The following is a 22,266-nucleotide window of genomic DNA, read 5'->3' on the forward strand; positions in this document are numbered from 1 at the left end:
AACATCCCCCGAAAGACCCTTCCTTTAGAAGGGTCTTTTATTTTACCACCAAACGGAGAAGCTTAAAACCCATTTAAAAATGGGTTACTGTCCATTTCCTCTCCAATCGTTGTGACTGAGCCATGACCTGACAAGACATAGGTTTCCTCCGGCAGGATTAACAATTTGTCGTGAATGCTCTTTAATAATTGTGATTCGTTCCCTCCAGGAAGATCTGTCCGGCCAATGCTTCCCTGAAATAAAGCATCACCAGAGATTACTACATCATCCTTCTCGAAATAGCAGGAAACACTGCCAGGTGAATGACCTGGTGTATGAGATACATGAAACTTGAAAGTTCCGATTTCCATTTCCCCTTCATCCTGAATGAGGTGATCAGCTGGACTTACTCTGATTGGTTCAACATGCATAAATAACTGCGAGCCATTTAAAGCAGGATCACTCAGCCATTTTTCTTCCTGTTTATGTACATAAACGGGGATTTTGTAAGCTTCTCTTACTACAGTTACTGCCCCAATGTGATCAAAATGGGCATGTGTTAAAACAATCGCAATTGGCTTTAATTTTCTTTGGTTTAATAAATGAATAAGCTTTGCCGCTTCATCACCTGGGTCAAATATTAAACAGGTCTTATCAGGATTTTCAACGATATAACAATTGGTTTGCAATGCCCCTAATGGAATTTGCTGCCATTTCATTAAAGATTCCTCCTATCCGAATTACACTATAATTATTTTACACTATATCACATATACGTAGAAAGTCATGCTATCTAGCATTGTATTTTAGTCCTCGACAAATATCCGAAAAGAATATAAAATAGGAAACGAATGTATATAATATAGGTACATAAGATTTTAAACTGTTAGGCTTCTTGCCTAGTAATACTAAAAAGGGGGATTTATGATGGGTTTAGTAATTATTTTCGTTCTTGTAGCCATCCTAGCTGGTTACGGTGGATTCAATGCACTAAAGAATAAAAACTTCTTAGGCGCATTTTGGGGTATTGCTTCATTTTTGGTTTTCGGCTGGTTTGCAGTTATGACACTCCTTAAATCCGGATATCCAACCGGAATTCATTAATAAACTGCGTCTAATCCTTAATGTGGACAAATCAAAAAAGACTGTCAGCTGACAGTCTTTTTTTAGTGCCCATTGGTTCTTATCATTCTTCACTCAATAGACTCTTAACTCTTTCTACTTTATATTCCATACTTCTGTTAACATCTCTTCGGTCATCTATTCGAATGGTCGTGGCCACCCGCATGATTCCTTCTGAAAAAGGAACCTCATGCATGGCTTGGATAACTTCGAAAAGAACAGGTAAGTCCCCTTCAATGACTGTATTCATCGGTGTCAGCTGAAAATGAATTTTTCCTTCTTTTTCATATTTTCTTAATACTTTTTGGACACTTGCCACATATTTACTAACACTAGGAGTTGCTGTACCGAGTGGAATAACTGCTACATCTACTATTGCCACATCTACACCTTCTCTTAACTATTTATTGTTCAATTGATTTTATCATATTAAGCACAAAAGAAAAAAAGAATGATGCTTTTTATAGTCACTCTTTTATCAAGTCATATATTTTCTTAGCATTTATATCGATAATTTTTTCAAGCTGGTTCCCATAAAGAAGGGCGCTCCCAGAAGGAGAAAAACTGACTGGTGCATTTTCTAAACCATCCATTATCAGTTTGCTGCTCCCTTTTTTAAGATCATAGCTTAGCAGTTTAAAGCCGTCTGTGTAGGAATCCACTTCACCGCTAGAAAGGGGACTAAAAGTAATAAATTGTCCCTTTTGTTTATTATAGTCATAAAATGGCACTAACCAATCTGAAAACCTTGTTAATTGTGGGATTGAAAAAGTGAAGACCTGTTTCATCTCATTTCCAAAAAATGTATAGGTGGCCATCGTCTGATCCTGCTCATTTACAGAAATCGTCATGAGCAGATCTTGAAAGGTTGAAAATTGTATGGCGGTTGGAAAAACTATTTTTTCTAGACCAGATTCTAAACCTGTCTCCACAAGCGGTGCAGTTAAAGATGGATTATTTTCATCCCAATTTAAAAACGCAAGCTTCTTTTCCGTTACCCACTTAACAAATGGCTGTGGTAAGAATAGCTCAGTTGTTTTAGCATTATTCATGTCCAGCAAAAATAGTTGAAAACTCCAATTCTCATCAAATTTCGAAATGAGAATCTCTGACTCGTTATATGGATTCCATTCAAATACTAATTCATGAGAGGGAATCGACTGTTTTACCTGTTCCATTCCTTTTATATTAATAATGGTGACCAATCCTTCATAGGATGACGGCGCCGAATGAATTAATATATATTTGTGAGACGGGCTAATTTGCGCATTGACGATAGGATTCTCTGTTTGGTAAAGGAAGTCACTCTTTCCTGATAATAGATTATATCTATAAACACTTGAAGTTTGTTCAAGATTGGTTACATAAAGAATTTGATAATCAGAAAGCCAACCAATGAACTTATAAAATTCACCTTCCCCCGCTGGAATGGAGATAGGTAATTTCCATTCTGTACCAATAGCAACAGGCGCTTTAGTTTTTTCAGGAGCAGCGGGAATTTTATGATTAGGCTGTTCTTGATTTGCACATGCACCTAAAAGGAGGGTGATCAAAATGAAATGCCATAGAAATAAAACTCGATTTGACCGATTAAGTTCATTCGACTTCTTCAAATTCCCTCCCCCTCTTTTCGCTCTCTACTGTTAGTACGATTTTTCATCAAAAATGTTTCAACAATTGAAATATTTTTAATAATAGGAAAAGTTCCGTAGAAGAATCGGCTTTTGATAAAAATGGTTATTAACTAATGAAAGATTCACTTTATTTTAATGAGAATAAAAAGATATTACAAGTGAGGCGGCTATAAAAATTTAAGATTTAAGTGCAGTAAAGAAAATGGCTTGGGCCCGTTTCAATATAGATGGAAATTGAGAAAGCGGTAAAGGATTAATCCCTTTGCCTAGTTCTAAGGTAAAGCCAGGACGTTGAAACTCTTGAATAAACCAATCCTTATATCCCGCATGGCTTTTTACATAGCGAATCGCTTCATAACCGCTAACTCGCTCAAGTTCCATTGCAAGTTTCTCAGAATCAGATGGTTCAAGACCTTCATATCCCCAATAAAACTCCTCGCCTTGGGTGTGAAAGGCAAAGACACAGTCAAATTGTTTATTTTTCGCTAACTCAGCCATCGCTTTTGCTTCAGGTTCTGTCAATGGTTCATTCCCTGGAAAGTCTCTCGGGGCAGGTGTCTTGGGCTTCTTGATTTTTTTGCAAATCTCCCAGTTGGCAGGGAATTGATTATTTAAATCAATTCCTCTAATATTAGCCTTCCAATGAATGAAGTCATTGCTCCCCTCATTGATGTCCACAACCTCTTCCCTCAATCCTAAAGGCGGACCATTTAAAACGAGGTCCACTCCGTCAGGGTTTACCATTGGGACAATAGATAATTCCACTTCTTCATACAGCTTAAGAGCCTTCACTCCGCTAATGATATGATCATTTGTAATAGCCAATAAGTATTGATTTAACAAATACAGCAGCACCATGGTGGTAATCCATTCATTTGCATGGAAAGAGGCATTCATATGGATTTTCTTTGAACCTTTTCCAATTTTGATTTCTTGGATGGATTGATTTAGGACACTTCGGCCAATCGTGGATACTTCAATAAAGGGATAAATCCCTTTGAGATTCTTGATTACCTTCTCCAACCTTTTATAATCCACAGGAGATTTTGTCTGAATAACAGGAGTCATTATTTTTTCCGGAACAAAAATGGACTCACCCACTATTAAATGATTGGCATCTTTGGTTTGATTAAGAAGCAAAAGAGCATCAGCAGGGATTTTTCTTAATGCAGCTATGTTTAAAAAAGTATCACCTTTTTTTATCTTATAAGGAACGGATACATAGCCTGGGACCTGTATTTTTTTAGCAATTTTCAGGTTAGTGGGATTTAGTGTTGGATTGGAATCTACTATGAGATTAAGTGGAATCATAAACAAACGGCTGAAATAGGACCATGTATCACCGGGGCGTAAACTAACCTCCATTTTCCTCCTCCTCCCATCATAAATATTCATATGAAGGAGTTTGAGATAAATGTTAAAAAAGTGGAGTCCCAATAGGGATTTTGGGACTCCACTGGATTTTAAGCTTATTGATTTAATTTATTTTTAATGAGCCAAGCGGCTCCGAGTACACCTGCGTCATTTCCTAAGGTAGCCAGGGCAAGCTCTGTAGAATTTCTTACCGCCGAAAAGGCAAACTTAGCAAATTGTTCATGTACGGCGTCCAATAAAATGGACCCTGCTTTAGAGACTCCGCCACCTAATACGATTTTTTCTGGATTAAGTGTGTTGCCAATATTGGCTAACGCAAAACCTAAATGGTACGAGACCTCGTCTAAGACCTTTGTGGACAATGAATCCCCGTTTCTAGCCGTATCAAAAACATCCTTAGCGGTTATTTTCCCATTTTTCACTAGTAATTCGCTTAATTCTCCTGCTGCACCACTGCTATGAAGTTCCGCCATCGCTAATCGAACAATTCCTGTTGCCGAAGCAACTGTCTCAAGACAACCTGTCTTCCCACAATTACATGGCGCTCCACCAAAGGGAACAGCTGTAATATGTCCAATTTCTCCAGCTGCCCCATTAACCCCTTGTACAATATTTCCGTTTGCGATCACCCCGCCGCCAACACCTGTCCCAAGTGTGACACAGACAAGGTTTTTTGCTCCGTTTCCGGCACCCTTCCACATCTCTCCCAATGCTGCACAGTTAGCATCATTTTCAACTGCAGCTGGAAGGGATGTTGCTGCTTCAAGGCTGTCCTTTAAAGGGTAATTATCCTTCCAACCTAAATTGACCACATTTAAGATAATGCCAGTTTCATAATCTACGGGTCCAGGGGCACCCATGCCAAGTCCAATTAACTTTGCCTTTGTCTCCCCCAACTCTGAAAGTTTTTCATCGATTGCCAGTGCAATATTGGCTGTAATATTCTGGCCTTGATTCGAATTATCTGTATGAATTTCCCATTTATAAACAATTTCTCCATCCAAAGTAATAAACGCTATTTTAGTAGTTGTGCCACCAAGATCGACACCCGCTATCCATTGATCCGCCACTTAAATTCACCTATCTTTGTTTGCTTTTTCTTTTTCAAATTGTATTTCATGTCTTAAAATTAATAGTGCTGTTGAAAATTCCCTTGGTTCTATTAATTGTGCTTGATACAACTCTGTTAGCTCTGATTCCATTAGCTCAAGGTCACCAACTCGATCACCAACATAAATAAAGGTTCCAAATTGCTTTAAAAATTGCTGTATATCATAAATTGTTTTCATATGGGGAACCCTCCCCTCTTAAAATTTTAAAATCGAAAGTAATATGATATTACCCAAAAAGTATAACCCATACATCCTTTCTCCTCAAGACTGTTTCTATTCTCCTTCGCCATTTGATTGAAGTTGTTGATTAATTTCACTGACTAAATCAGTATATTGCTTTTTATTAGGTTCTATTTTAGCAGCCTTCTCTGCGTTTTCTTTGGCAAGATCCAATTGATTTTCCTCCATATTAATGAGAGCTAAATTAAAATAGGCTTCATCAAAATTTGGATCAAGCTGGATAGTTTTTTGTAAATGCGTTTTAGCTTCCGAAAGCAAATTTTTTTTAATTTCTACGAAAGATAAGAGAAAATAGGTCTTCTCCGATAGATTTGTGACGTTTTCTTCTGATTCCTTTAATACCGTATAGGCTTGATCGTAATTGCTTTGTTGTACATATTCCTGTGCCATTAGTAAATTGGAATATTCTTCATCGGATTTTGCTGTTGAACTAAACCCATAGGACAAAGAACCCCATACGATCGCAGCTGAACCGATGAAAAACAGCAGTTGCCATAATAGCTTTTTCTTCTTCGGAAAATGAACAATACCTGCTGCAAGGAAGCCCCCCGCCAATCCACCTAGGTGGCCAGCATTATCAATTCCAGATGCCGAGAACCCAAACACAAGATTGATTCCAATGACAACGAACAGATTGATCCCCATTGTTCTGAAAAATAATTTAGGAAACATCGCGCCAAAATACAATAATGCACCAAAACAGCCGAAAATGGCTCCACTTGCCCCTGCGGATAAGTTTGAACTAAAGATGAAACTTGCTATGAAACCCGTAATACCCGCAAACAAGTAAATAAATAAAAATCGAACATTACCAAATATTCGTTCGACGGTCGGACCAAGAAAATACAAAGCAAATGTATTCATTACTAAATGTAAAAATCCTATATGGAGAAACACTGGTGTAATAAATCTCCACCACTCTCCATCATAAATTAATTGATTTACTTTGGCCCCATATTTAATCAGTGTCGAAGTATTCGTGCTCCCGCCATGTAATTCAAGCCAGAGAAAGACAGCTACTTGGATTACAATGAATACATAGGTAAACAACGGTTTGCCATTCGAAAGAATCGCTTTTTCCGTTTTTACCTTTTTTATCGCATGATCCAGGGCAGCTTTTTTTACTTCCTCAACATCCTGTTCAGAATAGGCATCATTAAATGAAAAGTGCGTTTCACTGCCCAACCTCTCGGAAATCACCCCAAGTCCAGTGTCGTATTCCCCCTTGGCCAGAAGAACAGAGCTTACCGTGGTTTTGTTTCCTTCAGGATAAACAAACGGTTTTGAAAGACGATACTCATATTCATCAACAGGTGGAAACTGGCTGACATAAATATTCATCACATTTAATTCTTTACGGCCTACTTGCTGACGAACTCTTTCCCCATTGGAAGCCGTAAATTCAATATCTCTTTGCATGGCATTACTCCAATCTAAATCATGGAGCAGCATACGTATAATCGGCGCTTTCTTATTTTCTAATTTTTCAAGCCATAGTTCCTTTTGATTATCAAATAATTGAATAATTCGATATCCATGATCAGAGATGAAAGAATATGCCAACCTCCAAAAGATGTAACTCTCTTTATTATTCATTTCTCCCCTACTTCCTTAAATAGTGCCATAATGTAATTCTAAGCCATAGCTACTTTTCAATTATTAATATGTATTCATTTTTACCTCGTTTGTTTCATTATAAACGAAGTGAACCTTTTACTATGAATGAAACATCTTGAATTCTTCATAATTAACCATTTAGACAATTATTTTGATATAAGGCTCTATTCATTTTTATTGTTCCAAGGAAATTAACAATAAAAATGAATAGAGCCTAAAATAAAAAACCATCTGTGGTTTTCACCATTCAGATGGTCTTCCAAATACTGAGTGCATCATTTTTTGTTTTAACCCTGGAAAACTCATTATAGAACCTACAGCGATCCTTCGCATCCAGTTCGATCCAAGGAGCACATTAATAAGTCGATACCGATAGCGGTAGGCAAAATATCCGACTGAACCAATCATAAATATGGATGTTAACATACGAGACATCATCATCCCTCCTATTACTATTCTGTGATGAACAGAAGGGTTTTATCCATATTTTTATTAAAAATAAGCTAAAAGGGTCTGACCTCACAATTAACACTCAGTAATGAGTAGTGTGGGGTCTGACTCTTATTTTGTGGAACCTTTTTTACTTTTAGAGATTGTTAAATACTGGTTCCATGGTTTTTTTAAGTACTTGAACAGAGTTCGAGAATTTTGCATGTTCCTCTTCATTTAAATCGAGTTCAACGACTTCTCTTACTCCTTTTCGGTTTACCACAGCAGGTACTCCGATAAAGATATCCTTTTGTCCATACTCCCCATCAAGATAGGCAGACACAGTCAAAACGGAGTTCTCATTGCGTAAGATGGCCTTTGTCAATCGTACTAATCCCATCGCAATACCATAATAGGTGGCGCCTTTTTTCTCAATAATTTGGTAAGCAGCATCACGGACATTTATAAAGATGTTATCAAGATCTTCTTGCTTACAGTCTTGCTTATTTTTGGTCCATTCAGAAATAGTTGTACCGGCAATATCGGCATGACTCCAAACTGGAAGCTCGGTATCACCATGTTCTCCTATGATATAAGCATGTACATTTCGGGTATCAACATCAAAATAATCCCCCAATAAAAAGCGGAAGCGTGCAGTATCTAAAATCGTGCCCGAGCCAATAACCCGCTCTTTTGGCAGCCCAGAAAACTTCCATACAGCATAAGTCAAAATATCGACCGGATTCGTGGCAACTAAAAAGATTCCATCAAAACCGCTGTCCATAATTTCACCAACAATGCCTTTAAAAATTTTCGTATTTTTCTCTACTAGGTCAAGTCGTGTTTCACCAGGCTTTTGGTTCGCACCTGCAGTAATAACAACTAAATCCGCTATTCCACAATCCTTGTAATCACCATACCAAATTTTGGTACGAGATGGTGCAAATGGAAGACCATGGTTCAAATCCATTGCGTCGCCTTCTGCCTTCTCTTTATTTAAATCAATTAACACTAGCTCTTCAGTAATACCTTGATTTAAAAGTGCAAATGCATAGCTCGAACCCACAAAACCTGTCCCAATAAGCACAACTCTGTTAATGCGTCTTAACATGAATATTCCTCCCAAGATATGATTAAGTTTAGTCATTTAATGAATAATTCCTATTGCTAACCATGCAGCAAGGAAACCTGATAGAAAATTCACCATATCATTATCCACAAAGGTAAACCCTTTAATTATAGTCGTCGGTGACAAACAATGTTTCTTTTTTTCAGTTGTGATGCCACAATGCCGACAAACATACTCTTGTTGATAAAAGGCACCAAATAACGTATCCATGACATTACCAATATATCCGAATAGAAAAATAACGATGGTTAAAGAGATATTTAAATGAAACAGCCAAAAGCCAATAATCGCTATAAAAAGCGAACCTGCAAGTGCGGCAATACTTCCTAATAAACTGACCGCACCTGATGTTCCCTTTTCAATCCGCTTAAATGTTCGTATGTATAAGGGGTTCTTCCTGCTTAAACTTCCGATTTCAGATGCCCATGTATCAGAATTAGCACTGGCCAGACAAATTATAAACCCAATAACCCAACTGAATTCTGGATGAAAATAATGGAGGATACTAAAAAGTCCGGCTGCTCCGCCATTAGCAAGTACTTGGCGCCAGTCCCGTCTGGCTCCTTTAGCCAGTTTTTCTTCAATCCGGTGTTTAGCGGAAGCTTTATATTTTGACCAAAGACTCGAAGATGCAAAGAAAGCACCTAATAATACGAGCCCTTTTATACCAAAGCCTATATAGATAGCAAGTCCCACAATAAAGGCCGAAAGTGCCCCGGATTTTGTTAGAGAACGAAGTAGATATCCTAGAAGAGCAATTATTGCAATAATAATAACAATCATTAGGTCCTCTATCATTTTATTCTTATGACTTCTTGATTTGTAATGATTTTTTCTACTGGAATATCGTGGTCTTCCACGGGAAAGGTCGAGGTGATTTGAACGTTAAATGCAAGTGATAGGGTGTTGCCGCGGTAGTTTTTTAAATATCGATCATAATAACCACCGCCAAATCCTAAGCGATACCCATCCCTAGTATATGCCAATCCTGGAACTATTATTAAATCAATCATATCGGTCTCAACATAGTTGGTCAATAGCTCAATCGGCTCGTAAAGTCCATAATAGACCGATTCAAGCTGAGAAAATTCCGTTAAAGTTCTAAATGATAATCCTTTTTCTTTTGGGTCACACTTTGGAACTACTATTTGTTTTCCTTGTTCCCAGGCCTTACGTATTATTTGATATGTATCCACTTCAGGCTGCCTTGAAACTGTTATTCCGATTACTTCAGCCTTTTTCCACTCTTCCTCTGCAAACAGACGGCAGGCAATTTTATAGGAATAATCCTCGTAAAGGGGCTTGGAAAGCTTCGAAAGAATTTCTTTAATCTGTTTACGGATAGCATTTTTATCGTTCATTACATAGCCTCCATATTTTTAGACAACAAAAAAAGCAGCAGGAAGCCCTACTGCTTATTTTGTTTCACGGTGTGCTGTTGTACGCTTTTCTCTTGGGCAATATTTCTTAAGCTCAAGACGATCTGGGTTGTTACGTTTATTTTTTGTTGAAATATAGTTACGATCTCCACACTCAGTGCAAGCTAACGTAATATTTACACGCATGTTAATTTCCCTCCAAACGATTAAGCTAGTTCGTTCATACGACTTTTCTATAATATCATTTTTCAAAAGGAAATGCTAGTGTTTTTAAAGAAAAGCGTAAGCGCATTAGAACTGGAGAGAACAGGATTCAAAGATAACTGTTTCCTATACTTTTAATTAGAGCATTTTCCAATGAAATCAATTCATTTTTACTGGCTCCAGAAATTGTCCAAGTGTTCATTTTACTGGTCTCGTGTGGAGCGATGGACATCTTCATCGAAAAAATACTCGCAGCAGAACCTTTAGCCATTGGTTGATATTTTAAGGTACCTTTTTGAATTGAGCTCCAGACTTGGTCGGTGTAAGCCTTCCATAAAGGTATGGTTGTGTATTCTTTTATAGATGATTTATCTTTTTGCCCGTTTACTAGAAATACTTTATTATTCGCATGATGAAAAATATGTTTATCTGTTGGGGATACAAAGGATAGATGATCTTGTCTTACATTTGAAAAATGGTGCATGGCTAAAATATTGATATCTTTTGTCTGATTGCTATGATTACTTACATAAATACTTGCAAACCTAATTTTAGAATGCAATTGTTCCTGCTTTACATGCATGATTAATTCTTCATCGTAGATAACCTTTTCCATACTGTTTTGCAGCCAAAAGTATTTACCATTTACCCAAATTCCTGGAACCAATTGAAGGATATCCACATGTAATGGCTGTTTTGATGTTAGGTTAACATTTTGTTGTTCAATTAAGTTCATCATCGCCTCCACCTTATTCACAAATTATTTAGTGTTGCGTTCTGCTTTATCTCATTGACTCGTTGGTTTAATAACAGATCTTCCATTGCTCTGCATGTTTCAGATGTAATCCGTTTCCATCCATATAGGCTATACACAATTTGCTTTCCCTTTTGACCAATTTCTGCCGCCTTAACTGGATTATGGATGAGAAAATCAATTTGTTCGAGCAGACTACAGGCATCACCAGGTACCATCAATATTCCTGTCTGTAAATGCTTTACGATTCCTTGCATCCCACCAGTATTGGAGACGACAGTGGGCTTCCCCATAATCATCGTTTCCAGTGCCACAATCCCGAATGGTTCGTATAAACTTGGAATAACCGCAAGCTCACTCCCTTTTATGAGAGTATTCCGTTGTTCGTCGGAAATATAACCAATGAAGGCTACATGGCTGGTTAATTTCCTTGATGTGATTTGCTGTTGATAGAATTTTAGCATTGGTCCTTTTCCCGCTACAATAAAAAAACAATCCATTTCTTTTTCTCTGGCAATGGCTGCCGCCTCTATGATTGTTTCAAAGCCTTTTTCCTTAACGATTCTGCCAATCGAAAAAATGTATCTTTTTTCCATCAATTCTGGGAACAAATCCGATAAATTTCTTTCTACCGTGATGGGATCAATTCCATTGGGGATAATCGTTATCTTCTCGTCTCTTTCATTAAAAATGGACATCAGCCCATCTTTCATGTATTCACTACAGACAATAATTTGATCCGACTCAGTGATTAACTGTTGTTCCTTGTCATGGACAAATTGCTGCATTTCGTTATGGATTCCATTATTCCTGCCATGTTCTGTGGCGTGAATAGTCGTTAATAACGGTACTGTATGCGACTCCTTTATGGCAATAGCTGCTGCACCTATCAGCCAATCGTGAGCATGGATGAGGTCAAATTGAACTTCTTCCATTAATTGTTCAGCCTTGAATGCCATTGCTAAGTTAAGTCCAGCAATCCAGGAAAAAAAATGGTCGTCTCGTTCATTTAGTGGTGTCACTCGATGAACATTTACACCATTCATTGTTTCAAACGCTGGAAGTTCTTGTTTTCCTGCTGTTAATAGATGGACCACATGGCCCATTTCTGCCAAATGAGTGGATAATCCAAAAACATGTCTTGAAAGACCACCAATAATATTAGGTGGATATTCCCAACAAAGGATCAATAGATTTAATTTCCGCTTATTTCCGAATGCGTTTTGGTAAGGTTCCACTTCAACTTGTTCGGAATTTTTATTATTCATTTTTCTCCTCCACATTGTTTTCATTCAAGTAATAGCTGTACGTACTTACTTGCTCCATCCATTTGGGAGGCTGCTCTTCATAACGCTGAATTCGCATCAAATCCTGATTATATGCTTGTCCATTTGGTATTTCAGGTGCTGACGTATGGACACAGTTGGAGCGATAAATAGGGAAAAAATCGGTGCCCGAGAGATAAACTCCCAATTCAGCCACATAACTGCGATTTCCTGCCAAACCTTTAATAAACCAGTGTCCACTTTGATAGGGAACGGTTACTTCATTAAAATGATGAGCATTTTTTCCATTAAACAAAATATCAGATACATCATAGATCCGGACAACTGTAACGAGTTCTTCAAACTTCCGGGTAAAAAATAGTTCAATGATCTTCTTAGGTAATTCGGAAACCTCCCAGAAAAGAATGATCTTGCGGTCTGTAACAAGCTTTGCTTTTAGCTCCCCCTTTAAAGGGATGTCTGGTATATTAGACTGATCCGTAGACACTGCCTCATTAGCCACTTTATCTTGACTGCGCTCTATTAATTTATTTTCAGTGAGTTCCGTCCATTTATTCCAACGATATTGAACTTTTCCAACAGTTGTGTTTAACTTTGAAGCAATCCTTCGAAAAGATAATCCATCACTTCTTAATTTGATAATATCCTCGATCATGTCTTCCTCCTCCATTCTGCAACCAACCAATATATGTTATAAAATTGCTAATAATTCTTAATAATTAATAATTTAATCCTATCACTAGAACTGAAAGCATTCAATAAACACAATTTGTCGTATCCTGCAAAATCCATACAGCTCGCTGTCTTAATTAAAAGGAAATTTTTTCTAAGGTATGAGTGGAATCTTTTTACTACAATAATTTACATGTTTCTTCTAAAAACAGCTCCCGTTTTCGACACTTTCTCCTGAGGGCATAAAAAAAGATGAAGCACTGCTTAGCTTCATCTTAAAATCTATTTTTTACCTTCTATTCATTCAAATTAACACGATTTCCTGTCACTTGATAAATAACATCTTCTGCAATATTCGTTGCGTGATCCGCAATTCTTTCAATAAATCTGCATACAAAAGCTAATTGAATAATTTGGTTTGTTGAATTTGGATTATTTGGAATATAGCTCAACAGCTCTTGAATTAACTGTCCAAACATCTCGTCCACATTATCATCTTTTTCGGCACATTTTTTTGCCAATGTACTATCTTCGGCATAATAAGCCGTTATGGCATCAGAAACCATTTCTAAGGCTAATTCCATCATTTTCGGTATGTCAATAATCTCTTTAAAATGTGCTTGCTTACCAATATGCAAGGTTGATTTGGCAATATTTACTGCGATATCAGCAAAGCGCTCTACTTCAGATGAAACCCTTAACGCTACATTAATTTTCCTAAGATCGGTTGCAACTGGTGACTGTCTTGCAATTAAAGATATAGCTTTATCATTAATTTCGTACTCTAATATATCGATTTCATTATCCCCATCAATAACCTGTTGGGCTTTTTCTAAATCCTGATTAATAAGGGCAATCATTGATCCCTTAATAGCATCTTCTGCTTTACTTGCCATTTTTAACAACAGATCTTTTAACTCTTTTAGGTCATTATCAAAATTCGATCTTGTACTCATCTGCGTCACCCCATCATCCGAATCTTCCAGTAATATACCCTTCAGTACGTTCGTCCGTTGGGTTTGAAAAAATAGTGGAAGTTGAATCTAACTCGATTAATTCACCCATTAAAAAGAAGGCTGTTTTATCTGAAACACGTGAAGCCTGCTGCATGTTATGGGTTACGATAACGATTGTATATTTTTCTTTTAATTCTAATATCAATTCTTCAATCTTTAAAGTAGAAATTGGGTCCAAGGCTGATGTTGGTTCATCCATTAACACCACATCTGGCTTTGTAGCTAGTGCTCTTGCAATACATAACCTTTGCTGTTGACCTCCAGATAAACCGAGCGCAGGTGTATTCAGGCGATCCTTTACCTCGTCCCATAAGGCCACATCCATTAATGATTTTGTGACGATCTCATCAAGATGAACTTTTCGTTTAATTCCATGAATCCTAGGGCCGTACGCAACATTGTCATAAATCGTTTGTGGAAAGGGATTTCCCTTTTGGAAAACCATTCCTACATTTTTACGCAGTTCAACTAGATCCATTTTCTCACTTAAAATATTTTGACCATTAAAATTAATTTCACCCGTCATTTTTACATTGGGAATCATATTAATCATCAAATTTAATGTTTTAATAAAAGTCGACTTTCCACAGCCTGAAGGTCCAATAATAGCGGTAACTTCTTTCTTTTCTATTGGAAAGTTAATATCTTTTAAGGCATGATGATCGCCATACCATAAATCTAAATGATTAACGTCAAACACCTGTCTTGTTAATGTAGTTATGGTCACAAACTTTCCCCCCTTATCCGAATCGTCCTGAGATATATTCTTCCGTCTTTTTTACCGAAGGATTTGTAAAGATTTTTTCCGTAGCATCATACTCAATTAAATCCCCCTTATAAAAGAAGGCTGTCTTATCTGAGATACGGGAAGCTTGCCCCATGTTATGTGTAACAATGACGATAGAATAATCTTTTTTCAAGTCGACAATTAATTCTTCTACCTTTGCATTGGAAATCGGATCCAGTGCGGAAGATGGTTCATCAAGGAGCATGATTGTCGGCTTCATCGCAATGGTTCTTGCAATACAAAGTCGTTGCTGCTGCCCACCCGATAGAGAGAGTGCTGATTTATTAAGCCTGTCCTTTACCTCATCCCATAACGCTGCCTTTTGCAGACTTTCTTCAACAATTTCATCAAGCTGGCTCTTCTTTTTTATTCCTGCAAATTTAAGGGCATGCGTAATGTTTTCATAGATCGATTTCGGAAAAGGATTCGGCTTCTGGAATACCATGCCAATTTCCTTCCTTAATGCCACAACATTTATTTCCTCAGATAAAATATTAAGGTCTTCGTACATGATTTCCCCAACAGCCCTTGCGCCAGGAATCAAATCATTCATTCTATTTATGCTGCGAAGAAAAGTAGATTTTCCACAGCCGGAAGGTCCAATTAGTGCTGTAATTGAATTCTTTTCAATATCTAGTGAAATTCCGTTGACTGCACGTTTTTCACCATAAAATATTTCTAAATTATTTACTTTTAATATATTTTCCATTTGCAACTGGACGGTTGATTGTACTGTTTGTTCTGTCGATTCTTTTTCCATAATAGTAGTTACCATCCGTTCTCACCTGCCCTTTATTTAGTCGCTGTGATTTTTTTATGAATTAGACTTCCAATCCATCTTGCCAGTAAGTTGAAGATTAAAACTGAAATTACTAGCACAGCTGCCGAACCATTCGATACCTCTTCTACGTCAGGAATTAAACCTTGAGTATTTACCGACCAAATGTGAACTGCAAGCGTTTCAGCAGGACGGAAGATATTTAACGGTGATTGCGGTGAAAAAGGATTCCAGTTTGCATAATCGAGTCTTGGTGTAGATAGACCGGCTGTAAATAAAAGGGCTGCTGCTTCACCAAATACACGTCCTGCAGCAAGGATGATCCCTGTTAATATCGATGGAAACGCACTCGGTAATATGACAGTTTTAATGGTATGCCAATGGGTAATTCCCAAGGCAAGACTGGCCTCTTTCAAATCCCGAGGAACAGCAAGAATGGCATCCTCACTAACACGAACGATAACAGGTAAGTTAAATACCGTAAGCGCCAAGGCTCCTCCTAAAATTGTATATCCCCATCCTGTTGTATTAACAAACACCAGTAAACCAAACATCCCGATTACGATAGATGGCAGGGATGATAAAACTTCCACGCAGGAACGAATAGTATCCGTTACTTTTCCTGGCTTTGCATACTCCGCCATATAAATTCCCCCGCCAATACCAAGGGGGATGGCAATGATCATAGTTATGATTAAAATGTAAAATGAATTGAATAGTTGATCTCTTATGCCTCCACCAGCACGAATATTACTAGAAGGAGTGGTTAGGAAATCCCATGAAATATATTTAAATCCGTTAATTAATATATAAGAAAATAAACCAATAAGAATGGCAATGATGATAATGGCAATGGCAACGAAAACTCCAGTGGCAATTCGATCAGCTGTTTTGCTTTTCATTACAGCTTCCTCCTCGATGAAAGATAGCGGATAAGGAGAATAAACGCAAACGACATAACTAATAAAATTAAGCCCATGGACCAAAGCGTATTATTTTCCACACTTCCGTATGTGGTATGACCCATATTTAACGTAATAATCGTTGTTAATGTAGCTGAGGCATCCAAAATACTTGAAGGTAAGTTCCTTACATTCCCGATTACCATCTGTACAGCTAATGCTTCACCAAATGCTCGAGCCATTCCCAAAACAATTGCTGTCAGTAAGGAAGGAAGTGCTGCCGGGATAAGTACTTTTCTGATTGTTTGCCAGCGGGTTGCCCCCAGCGCGTACGAACCTTCTCTTAAGTTATTGGGAAGTGAACTGATAGCGTCCGTTGCAATCGTAGTAATGGTTGGCAAAATCATAATCGCAAGGACAATCATTCCGGAGAGTAAGCTAAAACCTAATCCCCCTACATGGTCTCTGATAAAAGGGACTAGAACTGTAAGCCCGATGAATCCATAAACAACGGACGGAATCCCAACTAAGAGTTCAATAACTGGTTGTAATATTTTTCTTCCCCATGATGGCGCAATCTCTGTCATGAATATGGCTCCGCCAATCCCTAGTGGTGCCGCTATAAGTGCTGCTAAAAAAGTTACAGCAAATGATCCAAAAATAAATGGCAGTGCTCCATATTCTGGATTGGCTTTATTTGTTGGATTCCATTGTGTACTTGTTATGAACTCAATAAGACTTACTCCATTTTTTATGAATGATTGTAAACCCTTGGTTCCCAAGAAAATCGTAATGGATATGGTGGCTGTAATCATAATCACAGCACACAAAAAAACAAGTATTTTCCCTCGTAATTCCCCATCCATCCAATTTTTGTTCGATTTCACTAACCTGTCTTTTGCAGGAGCTAACTTTTCCATAATGCACCAATCACTCCTAAACTACGTGATAATAGGGTAAATGCGCATTCGCATTTACCCTGTTCATAATTTTGAACATTATTCTTATAGATTTTTTTGATTTCCTTTTGCATCACGTTCTACTTTCATTTTTGTAACGGGTAGATATCCTTGTTCTTTTAAAAGTGTGTTTTGGATATCATCTGACATCATAAAGTCAAGGAACGCTTTTGCTAATTCATTTGGTTCACCTTTAGTATATGAATGTTGGTAAGCCCAAACTGGGAATTTTCCAGATTGTACATTTTCTGCAGTAGGTTCTACACCATCAATTGCAAGAGGTGTCACAGTTTCATCTGTGAAGTAAGAGAACGCAAGGTAACCAATTGCACCGTCAGTTTCGTTAATAATCTTTTTAACTGTGTTTGAGGAATCTTCTGTAATTCCTTCAGCAGGTGTTGCGCCATCAAGTGCGAATTTATTGAATACTGAACGTGTTCCAGATGAGTCAGGACGGTTTACAAGAACGATCTTTTGATCTTTGCCGCCAAGCTCTTTCCAGTTCGTAATTTTTCCAGTGAATACTTTGATTAAGTCATCTTTTTTAATATCTTTAATACCAACTTTAGGGTTAACAGCTGCAGTCATACCTACAACTGCTACTTTATGATCAACTAGCTGATCAGCAGGAATACCTTCTTTTTCTTCAGCGAAAACGTCAGAGTTACCAATTTGTACAGAGCCTTCAGCCACTTGTGATAAACCTGTACCAGATCCGCCAGCTTGTACTTGAACATCAACATTTGGATTAGCAGCCATAAATTCTTCAGCAGCTGCTGCCACCAATGGCTGCATTGCAGATGAACCAGAAACGGATAATGATCCGGAAAGTTCTTTTTTTTCTTCTGTTTTTGTTGTGTTATCTGTTCCTTCTTTCTTATCAGTAGAAGCTCCGCCTCCACAAGCAGCAGTGAAAACCATAAGGGCTGCAAATAATGTAAGTAGGCTTAGTTTTTTTAAACTTTTCATTTCCTTTATTCCCCCTAAGATAATTGGTGGTGAGTAAGTTTGTCTGCTTTACATACTTAAGAATACGCCGCAACTGTAAACCTTGTTTTAATAAATTGTAAAGGTTTTGTAAAGTTGTATAACTCTTTCGTAAATTGGACAAAACAGAACTCGAGAAATTCTGAAAAAGGGTTCAGAATTTAATAGTATTATGATGCACCAATATTGAAACTTATATTTAAAAAACCTATCTCAAAAATGAACTGCCCCGTAAATGTTAGACACCATTCTAACGTTTACGGGGGTTTTTTTATGGCCAAATTTACAGTTGAAGAAAGAATACAAATTGTTTTACGGTATTTACATGGGATCGAATCTATCAAGGCGATTGCGCAGGAGGCAAAGGTATCCCTTAGTATTGTGAGTGGATGGATTCGACTTTATGAACAACAAGGTATAGAAGCTTTTCAAAAAAAATATACAAGCTACTCTCTACAGTTTAAAATGGATGTACTGAATTATATGAACGAAACGGGTACATCATCTTACGATGCAGCGGCTATATTCAATATTTCATCTCCTAGACTAATTCGAAATTGGAGAAGTAAATTTGAACAAGGTGGAATTGGTGCCCTAGAACAGAAGAAAAAGGGGCGTCCACCAGTGAAAAAGAAGGCAAAGAAAATCGATTCAAAAAGAACAATACCTGCAGAAGGGTCAGTCGAAGCACTACAAGAGAAAATCTCCCGATTAGAAATGGAAAATGCTTACCTAAAAAAGTTGAATGCTTTAGTTCAAATGCAGGAAAAATTACAAACAAAATCAAAGCGAAAGTAATTTTTGAACTAAAGTATCAGTATGAAGTCGTGGATTTAGTTGAAGTCGCTGACATTCCACGTAGTACGTATTATTATTGGGAAAAACGATTAAATCAAGCTGATAAATATGCCGAAGTAAAAGAAGCTATCAAAGTGATTTTCCATGAACACAAAGGTCGTTATGGTTACCGTCGTATAGCGAAAGAACTTGAGAAAAAAGGATTTCATCACGATCCGAAAACGATCAATCGTTTAATGAATGAAATCGGCCTAAAATGCCTGGTACGAATGAAAAAGTATCGTTCTTATAAAGGAAATGTAGGAAAAATCGCTCCAAACCTATTAAACCGCGATTTTTCTGCCGAGAAACTGAATCAAAAATGGGTAACCGATGTTACAGAATTCCACCTATTCGGTGAGAAACGTTACCTCTCACCAGTACTTGATTTATGTAACGGAGAAATAATCGCTTATACTGTGATGAAACGACCTGTTTATAAATTAGTTGGCGATATGTTAAATCAAGCGATAGAGCGTCTTCAACCTGGGGACCAAGTAATTCTCCATTCAGATCAAGGATGGCATTATCAAATGAAGCAGTATCAAAAAACATTAGAACAGCACCAGATTACGCAAAGTATGTCTCGCAAGGGGAATTGTTTGGACAATGCAGTTATTGAAAATTTCTTTGGCTTATTAAAGTCTGAACTTCTTTATCTACAGGAGTTTGATAGTATTGAGCATTTTGAAAAAGAATTAGAAGACTATATTCACTATTATAATCACAAACGAATAAAGGCAAAATTAAAAGACCTAAGTCCGGTAGAATACCGAGCTCAGGTCCTCAATGTAGCCTAAAATATTTGTCTAACTTTATTGGTTCAGTTCAAAAAATGAGATAGGTTTTTTAGTGTATGATTGTGCTAAGCCTAATGGCTGTTTTGAGTTGTTTGAGTAGTTCCTGCTTGTTGCTCTGAAGTTGCATCCCCTGCACCATTTTGTTTTGCTTTCTTTAAATCAAAATATGCATCCAGTACTCTTCGGCCGATTAAACTGTTTATACTTGGGCCGCTGCTTCCTTGATAGGCCCATGGCACTACAACAGCTAAGGCCACTTCCGGATTATCTGATGGTGCATAGCTAACAAGGCTTAAGTTCCATACTTCGGTACCGCGTTTTGATTTATCAGATCCATCATAAAAAGCCTCGGCCGTTCCTGTTTTTCCTGCAGGTTTATAAGATGCACTTTTAAAGTGACCTACACCGGTTCCGTCCCCCACCTGCATGACCATTCGAAATCCTTCTTGAACCCGCTTAATCCATGCATCCTTCATATCCACCCGATTTAACACCTTTGGCTGGATTTCTTCGACAATGGGTCCTAACTCATTATCTTCCATTATTGGCTCACGAATTTCCTTCACGATATGCGGCTGTACACGATTTCCGCCATTTGCAATCGTAGAAACATATTGGGCCAGTTGCAGAGGTGTGTACGTATCATATTGTCCAATCGCAAAGTCAAGAAGTTTACCGGGAATATTCTCAGTACCTGGAAAGCCGCTCATTTCATTAGGCAGGTCAATCCCTGTCCGTGTCCCAAGACCAAATTGACTGAACGATTGTCGCATTGTATTGAATGTCTTTGCAGTTTCTAATGAAAGAGGACCGTTTGGTATATACTTTCCATTTGCCATCGCAATAACAGTTTTCCACATATAAACGTTGGACGAAACCTGTAATGCCCTCAGATCATTGATTCGGCCAAAGGTCCGCCAAGATTTTTTGACAGGTGTATTTTTAATAACTAACGGTTCATCCAATAGGGAATCCCCCGGCTTTATAGCACCAGTTTGATATCCTGTTAAGATTGTAGCACCTTTCACTGCAGACCCTACATTATAAGAACTTGTAAAATTCCCACTAGCATAGTCTTTCATGACAGTTTTGCCATCTTCTTTCGTTATTTGTTTTCCCGACAGGGCCAAAATTTCCCCTGTATGGGGATTCATGACGACGACAAAGGCTCGATCCATAATTCCCGTGTTTGGCTTGCTCTTAGCAGACCACATCTCTTCTTCTATAATTTTATCTACTTGCTGTTGAAATTCCATGTCGACTGTTAGGACAAGATCCTTTCCACGCTTCCCATCAGAAACGACTTCAGTAGACAGAATTTTCCCAGACTTGTCGGTAACATTTTTCACTTTTGCCTTCTGACCATGAAGGACATCTTCGTATTTCAGTTCAAGATAACTTTTTCCAACTCGTTCATTTCGACTGTATCCGCGAGCAAGATATTTTTCAAGCTGTTCCTTCGGTATACCGCTCTCAGAGGTAGTTACATCGCCTAATATTGATTTTAACGTATCGCCAAATGTATACTTGCGTTCCCAGTCTGTTGTAGTGTCGACACCTGGAAGATTTTCGAGATTTTCACTAACAATCGCAAATTCTTCTGGGGTAACATCTTTATTTTTAACAATTTGTGGTGTTAACGCATAACCGCTATTAAACTTCAAATAAATGGCAAGTATTTCAAGTTCCTCACCTTTAATACTTGCTAGTTCCTCATCACTCACTCGATCAAGCTGCAATTGATAAATTTGTTTATCATTTAATTTTTTTTGATTATATTGATTCCACTCTTTTTTAGTAATTTTTGCTTTTGCTTCCTCAGGGTGTTTCATAATCCAAAAATCCTTTTGATCACGTATAGGGATTTTTTTGGTGGTATCCATCTTAATAAGTTTTGCTAACTTTTTAGCTGTTGCGAGCATTTCCTTTTGGGTAACATTTTGATTTTTTGTGTAGGTAATCGCATTTAGAGGGCTATTATCCACGATGGTCTTCCCATCTCGGTCATACATTTTTCCTCTTGGTACTGGGTTATTGACCGTAATATCTTCTGTTCGTTCAATTTCACGTTTAAAATCATCACCAAAAACGATTTGGAGTTCACCAAGCCGTAAAATCAGGACCGAAAACAGGATAAATACAACGAAGAATACAATATTCAACCGGAATGGGACATGTGTTTTCTTCTTTTTCTTTTTATTATTCAAAATTTATTTACACTTCCTTTTTTCAAGGCATTACATAACTTCTCTATTTTATAAGAAAATGC

23 protein-coding genes and 2 pseudogenes are annotated in these 22,266 nt (G+C 37.6%); 3 read left to right on the plus strand and 22 right to left on the minus strand.

The genetic code is table 11. The features are described 5' to 3' along the window. Nucleotides 1-62 precede the first annotated feature (62 nt). Entirely contained in the window at nt 63-698 is a 636-nt protein-coding gene (locus AC3ANL_RS18135) for an MBL fold metallo-hydrolase (RefSeq protein WP_488325795.1), read from the minus strand. 205 nt (nt 699-903) lie between these two features. Here AC3ANL_RS18135 and AC3ANL_RS18140 point away from each other — a divergent pair, with 205 nt between their 5' ends. Next, entirely contained in the window at nt 904-1,083 is a 180-nt protein-coding gene (locus AC3ANL_RS18140) for a DUF2759 domain-containing protein (RefSeq protein WP_488325796.1), read from the plus strand. An 82-nt stretch (nt 1,084-1,165) separates the two neighbouring features. On the opposite strand, the gene AC3ANL_RS18145 is transcribed toward AC3ANL_RS18140, so the two are convergent. The 20 genes from AC3ANL_RS18145 to AC3ANL_RS18240 form a co-directional block, all read right to left on the minus strand. Then, nucleotides 1,166-1,483, minus strand: a complete 318-nt coding sequence (locus tag AC3ANL_RS18145; protein WP_488325797.1) for an MTH1187 family thiamine-binding protein — start codon at nt 1,481-1,483, stop codon at nt 1,166-1,168. Nucleotides 1,484-1,568: 85 nt separating this feature from the next. After that, complete coding sequence (locus AC3ANL_RS18150; RefSeq protein ID WP_488325798.1) at nt 1,569-2,714, minus strand: YqgU-like beta propeller domain-containing protein; 1,146 nt, start codon at nt 2,712-2,714, stop codon at nt 1,569-1,571. Nucleotides 2,715-2,912: 198 nt separating this feature from the next. After that, nucleotides 2,913-4,100 (minus strand): M14 family metallopeptidase, encoded by a 1,188-nt coding sequence (locus AC3ANL_RS18155; RefSeq protein WP_488325799.1) that lies wholly within the window; start codon nt 4,098-4,100, stop codon nt 2,913-2,915. A 104-nt stretch (nt 4,101-4,204) separates the two neighbouring features. Continuing rightward, nucleotides 4,205-5,179 carry an ROK family glucokinase gene (locus AC3ANL_RS18160; protein ID WP_488325800.1) on the minus strand — a complete coding sequence of 325 codons (975 nt, stop codon included), beginning with the start codon at nt 5,177-5,179 and terminating at the stop codon, nt 4,205-4,207. Between the two features lie 6 nt (nt 5,180-5,185). Then, nucleotides 5,186-5,398 carry a YqgQ family protein gene (locus tag AC3ANL_RS18165; RefSeq protein ID WP_488325801.1) on the minus strand — a complete coding sequence of 71 codons (213 nt, stop codon included), beginning with the start codon at nt 5,396-5,398 and terminating at the stop codon, nt 5,186-5,188. A gap of 96 nt (nt 5,399-5,494) precedes the next feature. Further along, nucleotides 5,495-7,057, minus strand: a complete 1,563-nt coding sequence (locus AC3ANL_RS18170) for a rhomboid family intramembrane serine protease (RefSeq protein WP_488325802.1) — start codon at nt 7,055-7,057, stop codon at nt 5,495-5,497. A 261-nt stretch (nt 7,058-7,318) separates the two neighbouring features. Next, nucleotides 7,319-7,513 (minus strand): hypothetical protein, encoded by a 195-nt coding sequence (locus AC3ANL_RS18175; RefSeq protein ID WP_488325803.1) that lies wholly within the window; start codon nt 7,511-7,513, stop codon nt 7,319-7,321. 151 nt (nt 7,514-7,664) lie between these two features. Then, complete coding sequence (locus AC3ANL_RS18180) at nt 7,665-8,618, minus strand: L-lactate dehydrogenase (RefSeq protein WP_488325804.1); 954 nt, start codon at nt 8,616-8,618, stop codon at nt 7,665-7,667. Between the two features lie 36 nt (nt 8,619-8,654). Then, nucleotides 8,655-9,419 carry a DUF92 domain-containing protein gene (locus AC3ANL_RS18185; protein WP_488325805.1) on the minus strand — a complete coding sequence of 255 codons (765 nt, stop codon included), beginning with the start codon at nt 9,417-9,419 and terminating at the stop codon, nt 8,655-8,657. 11 nt (nt 9,420-9,430) lie between these two features. Continuing rightward, on the minus strand, nt 9,431-9,997 hold the full coding sequence (locus AC3ANL_RS18190; RefSeq protein ID WP_488325806.1) for a 5-formyltetrahydrofolate cyclo-ligase: 567 nt from the start codon (nt 9,995-9,997) through the stop codon (nt 9,431-9,433). A 54-nt stretch (nt 9,998-10,051) separates the two neighbouring features. Next, the gene (rpmG, locus tag AC3ANL_RS18195; protein WP_015594975.1) at nt 10,052-10,201 is read right to left on the minus strand and encodes a 50S ribosomal protein L33; all 150 of its coding nucleotides are present in this window, start codon (nt 10,199-10,201) and stop codon (nt 10,052-10,054) included. A 127-nt stretch (nt 10,202-10,328) separates the two neighbouring features. Continuing rightward, on the minus strand, nt 10,329-10,958 hold the full coding sequence (locus AC3ANL_RS18200; RefSeq protein ID WP_488325807.1) for a hypothetical protein: 630 nt from the start codon (nt 10,956-10,958) through the stop codon (nt 10,329-10,331). A 14-nt stretch (nt 10,959-10,972) separates the two neighbouring features. After that, nucleotides 10,973-12,241, minus strand: coding sequence for a glycosyltransferase family 4 protein (locus tag AC3ANL_RS18205; RefSeq protein ID WP_488325808.1), 1,269 nt, complete (start codon nt 12,239-12,241; stop codon nt 10,973-10,975). Next, nucleotides 12,234-12,914, minus strand: coding sequence for a DUF4912 domain-containing protein (locus tag AC3ANL_RS18210; protein ID WP_488325809.1), 681 nt, complete (start codon nt 12,912-12,914; stop codon nt 12,234-12,236). The genes AC3ANL_RS18205 and AC3ANL_RS18210 overlap by 8 nt, the downstream gene beginning before the upstream one ends. A 313-nt stretch (nt 12,915-13,227) precedes the next feature. Next, nucleotides 13,228-13,887, minus strand: a complete 660-nt coding sequence (gene phoU / locus AC3ANL_RS18215) for a phosphate signaling complex protein PhoU (RefSeq protein WP_488325810.1) — start codon at nt 13,885-13,887, stop codon at nt 13,228-13,230. A gap of 13 nt (nt 13,888-13,900) precedes the next feature. Further along, entirely contained in the window at nt 13,901-14,674 is a 774-nt protein-coding gene (gene pstB / locus AC3ANL_RS18220) for a phosphate ABC transporter ATP-binding protein PstB (protein ID WP_488325811.1), read from the minus strand. Between the two features lie 13 nt (nt 14,675-14,687). After that, nucleotides 14,688-15,494, minus strand: a complete 807-nt coding sequence (gene pstB, locus AC3ANL_RS18225; protein ID WP_488329771.1) for a phosphate ABC transporter ATP-binding protein PstB — start codon at nt 15,492-15,494, stop codon at nt 14,688-14,690. Nucleotides 15,495-15,526: 32 nt separating this feature from the next. Further along, complete coding sequence (pstA, locus tag AC3ANL_RS18230) at nt 15,527-16,414, minus strand: phosphate ABC transporter permease PstA (RefSeq protein ID WP_488325812.1); 888 nt, start codon at nt 16,412-16,414, stop codon at nt 15,527-15,529. Further along, entirely contained in the window at nt 16,414-17,280 is an 867-nt protein-coding gene (gene pstC / locus AC3ANL_RS18235) for a phosphate ABC transporter permease subunit PstC (protein WP_488329772.1), read from the minus strand. Before pstC ends, pstA begins: the two co-directional genes overlap by 1 nt. Before the next feature lie 138 nt (nt 17,281-17,418). After that, nucleotides 17,419-18,342, minus strand: a complete 924-nt coding sequence (locus AC3ANL_RS18240; protein WP_488325813.1) for a phosphate ABC transporter substrate-binding protein — start codon at nt 18,340-18,342, stop codon at nt 17,419-17,421. A 291-nt stretch (nt 18,343-18,633) separates the two neighbouring features. Between AC3ANL_RS18240 and AC3ANL_RS18245 the strand changes: the two are divergent. Then, nucleotides 18,634-18,921, plus strand: a pseudogene (locus AC3ANL_RS18245) (helix-turn-helix domain-containing protein); the annotation flags it as partial. Nucleotides 18,922-19,001: 80 nt separating this feature from the next. Further along, nucleotides 19,002-19,997, plus strand: a pseudogene (locus AC3ANL_RS18250) (IS3 family transposase); the annotation flags it as partial. Between the two features lie 71 nt (nt 19,998-20,068). Here the strand turns inward: AC3ANL_RS18250 and AC3ANL_RS18255 are convergent. Next, nucleotides 20,069-22,207 (minus strand): peptidoglycan D,D-transpeptidase FtsI family protein, encoded by a 2,139-nt coding sequence (locus AC3ANL_RS18255; RefSeq protein WP_488329773.1) that lies wholly within the window; start codon nt 22,205-22,207, stop codon nt 20,069-20,071. Nucleotides 22,208-22,266 lie beyond the last annotated feature (59 nt).

The sequence above is a fragment of the Neobacillus sp. DHD-1R genome, from assembly GCF_057747995.1.